The sequence below is a fragment of the Microbacterium sp. genome, from assembly GCF_039812165.1.
In the GTDB taxonomy this organism is placed as follows: Bacteria; Actinomycetota; Actinomycetes; order Actinomycetales; family Microbacteriaceae; genus Microbacterium.
This window is the reverse complement of sequence record NZ_JBDIAB010000279.1, coordinates 1-3,092: the sequence shown is the minus strand read 5'-3', so window position 1 is coordinate 3,092 and position 3,092 is coordinate 1. Positions and strand designations below refer to the sequence as shown.

Genomic DNA, 3,092 nt, shown 5'->3' with positions numbered 1-3,092 from the left:
TCGTGCCGCGTCCCGCGGTGCCCCCGCCCCCGCCGCCGGTGGTGGCCGCGCTGGCCGAGGCCGCCCCGCCCGTGGCCGCCGACGAGGCCCCGCCACAGGCAGCGGAGGAGGCGCCCGTGCCCGATGTCGACGCGGTCGCCACATGGCTGAACGCCGAGCTCGACAACCAGGGCGCGCCGCTGCAGACGACGCGGTCGTACACGCTCGCGGTGTTCTTCGGCGAGCGCAGCGCATCGTCCGCCGCCGTCTCGACCGTGGAGTCGATCATCCCGTTCCGGCGCGGCGACGAGACCATCGACCTCGGCGTGCGCCTGATGAGCTCCGACTTCGTCGTCCCGCCGTTCCCGCAGATGCTGCGCGTCGGCCGCGACGGCCGATCCACGTCGCGCGCGCTCTTCGAGATCACGCCGCTCGACGTGCGTGCCGAGGACGGCAGCGAGCGGCCGCGAACCCTCAGCATCCTGGTCGACGTCAAGGGCAACTTCCTGCAGCGGCTCGACGTGACCTTCGACCCGGATGCCGCGACCGACGTCTCGAACTACGGCCGGCCGGCCGCCGCCGCGACCGCCCTCGACGAGCGGCAGGCCACGCTGCAGATCATGCCGTCGGCCGGCGGCTACCAGCTCATGGCGCCGCAGGTGTGCGACGATCCGATCCAGATCAACCTCACCGAGGACGAGCTCGGCGCCCGCATCGAGAAGGTGCGTGCGGTGCTGCTGAAGACCGTGAAGCAGCGCCCCGTCGCGCTGGAGATGGACATCTCGACCGAGGACGGCGACGCGTTCCTCCGCGACCTGGCCTTCGCCGGGTTCCGGCTCTTCCAGGCGATCTTCGCGGGACCCGACGCGTCCGCCGACCTGCGCCGCGTCGGCGCGTGGCTGTGCGAGACCCTGTCGGACGAGATCACGACCCTCCAGGTGGTCTCGAGCGGGTTCCCGGTGCCGTGGGCGCTCATGTACCCGGTGAAGCGGTTCGACGCCGCTCCGCTGTCGTGGGACGGCTTCATCGGCATGCGCCACGTCGTCGAGCAGATCCCGATGGCGCAGCTCGACCGCACGCCGCCTCCCCCGACGATCGCCTCGACCCCGGAGCTGAGCGTGCGCGTGCTCTACAACGACGGCATCGACGCCCAGATGCCGTCGCGGCCGGTCGCCGCCCAGCGCGCCTACTGGGCAGCGCGCGGGGTCGCGCTCACCGAGGGGACGAGCGCCGACGACCTCGTCACGCAGGCGCTCGCCCCGAGCGCCGCCGACAAGGTGCTGTACCTGTACTGCCACGCCGAGGCGTCCACCGCCGACCCCGACGACGCCACCCTCATCCTCACCGGCTCGCAGAGCGTCACCCTCGGCGAGCTGTCGGCGTTCGCGCCGATCGAGGACATGATGGCGAGCCGCCCGCTCGTCTTCATCAACGCGTGCGAGTCCGGTCAGCTCACCCCGAACTTCTACGACGGCTTCGTGCCGTACTTCCTCGCCAAGGGCGCCCGCGGCGTGATCGGCACCGAGTGCAAGACACCGGGGCTGTTCGCGAGCGAGTGGGCCAAGGCGTTCTTCGACGAGCTGTTCGCCGGCATGCCGCTGGGCGAGCTCGTCCTGACCCTGCGCCGGCGGTTCCTCGCCGAGCACAACAACCCGCTCGGGCTTCTCTACGGCGTGCACTGCGACACCGACACGGTCGTCGCGCCCGCGCTCGCGGCGTCGACCCCGGCTCAGTGAGGAGAACGACATGTCCCTGCGGCGCATCCCCGGCACGAGCCGCCAGTACCACCTGATCAGCTACGACAAGAACGGCCACGAGCGCCCCGACGCCGACGGATCGAGCGCGAGCGAGGCCGCGCTCGCCGACCTCCGCGACCCGGCCGCGGGCGTCACCGACGTGTTCATCCTGAGCCACGGCTGGCAGGGCGACTACGACGGCGCGATCGACCAGTACGACCGCTGGCTGGGTGCGGCGGATCCGGATGCCGCGGGCGACGGCATCCGCCCCTTCGTGATCGGCGTGCACTGGCCGAGCCGCGCGTGGAGCGATCGCGAGCTCAAGAGCGCGCCGAGCGGGCTGCTCGGGGGCGAGGAGGACCCGGGCGAGGCCGACAGCATGTCGGTCGACGAGGCGGTCGACGAGTACGCCACGCTCCTCCCCGACCGACCGGGGGTGCGCGAGGCTCTGCGCACGGTGCTGGAGCACGCGTCGGAGATCGACCCCGACGAGGATGCCACGGCCCGCGCGACGCTGCCCGCCGAGGTCGCGCGCGCCTACCGCGTGCTCGGCGCCGCGACCGGCGACGCCGGCGGCGACGACCCGCTGCTGGGCGGCGGCTGGGATCCGGTCGAGGTGTTCGCCGAGGCGTCCGCCGAGCAGGCCGACGACGGCCTTCTCGGCGAGGGGTGGTTCCACAAGCTGCGCGAGGCGGTGCTCACGCCGCTCCGGCAGCTGACCTTCTGGCACTGCAAGAACCAGGCGCGCGAGTTCGGCGAGCGGGGCGCCGCACAGCTGGTGCGCGCGATCATGCGGGCCACGGCACCGGACGTGCGCGTGCACCTCATGGGCCACAGCTTCGGCACGATCGTCGTGTCGGGCGCGGTGCGCGGGCCGGGCGGCACACCCGCGCCGCCGCCGCGGCCGGTGTCGTCGCTGTTCCTCGTGCAGGGCGCCGTGTCGCTGTGGGCGTTCGCCGATCCGGCGCCGCGGCGCATCGGCGGCGGACGCGGCTACTTCGCCGACGTGACGCGCCCCGAGTTCGTGTCGGGTCCGATCGTGGTGACCAGGTCGTCGTGGGACTACGCCGTCGGACGCTTCTACCCGCTCGCGGTGAGCATCTCGCAGGAGTACCTGCTCGGCGACGACCTGCCGAAGTTCGGCGGCATCGGCACGTTCGGCATCCAGACCCCGGGCGCCGTGGAGCTGCCCGTGCTCACGCGCGGCTCGACCTCGGCCGACACGCCCTTCGCGGTCGGCGGGCGCTACAACATCGACGCGAGCGCGGTCATCCGCACCCTGGCCGGCGCGTCGGGGGCGCACAGCGACCTCGCGCACGCGGAGCTCGTCTGGCTGGGGTGGCGCGCCGCCCTCGCCGGCCGCTGACCGGGTCTCGG

The 3,092-nt window shown here is 73.1% G+C and carries 2 protein-coding genes; both read left to right on the top strand.

The features are described 5' to 3' along the window. On the top strand, positions 1–1,715 hold a 1,715-nt coding region (locus WML84_RS14260; RefSeq protein WP_347346801.1), incomplete at its 5' end, for a CHAT domain-containing protein. A gap of 10 nt (positions 1,716–1,725) precedes the next feature. Beyond that, on the top strand, positions 1,726–3,081 hold the full coding sequence (locus tag WML84_RS14255) for a hypothetical protein (protein ID WP_347346800.1): 1,356 nt from the start codon (positions 1,726–1,728) through the stop codon (positions 3,079–3,081). Positions 3,082–3,092: the final 11 nt, after the last annotated feature.

Excerpts from the sequence above, each read along its gene's own strand:
- WML84_RS14255 (WP_347346800.1), top strand. The coding sequence starts at position 1,726 with ATGTCCCTGCGGCGCATCCCCGGCACGAGCCGCCAGTACCACCTGATC.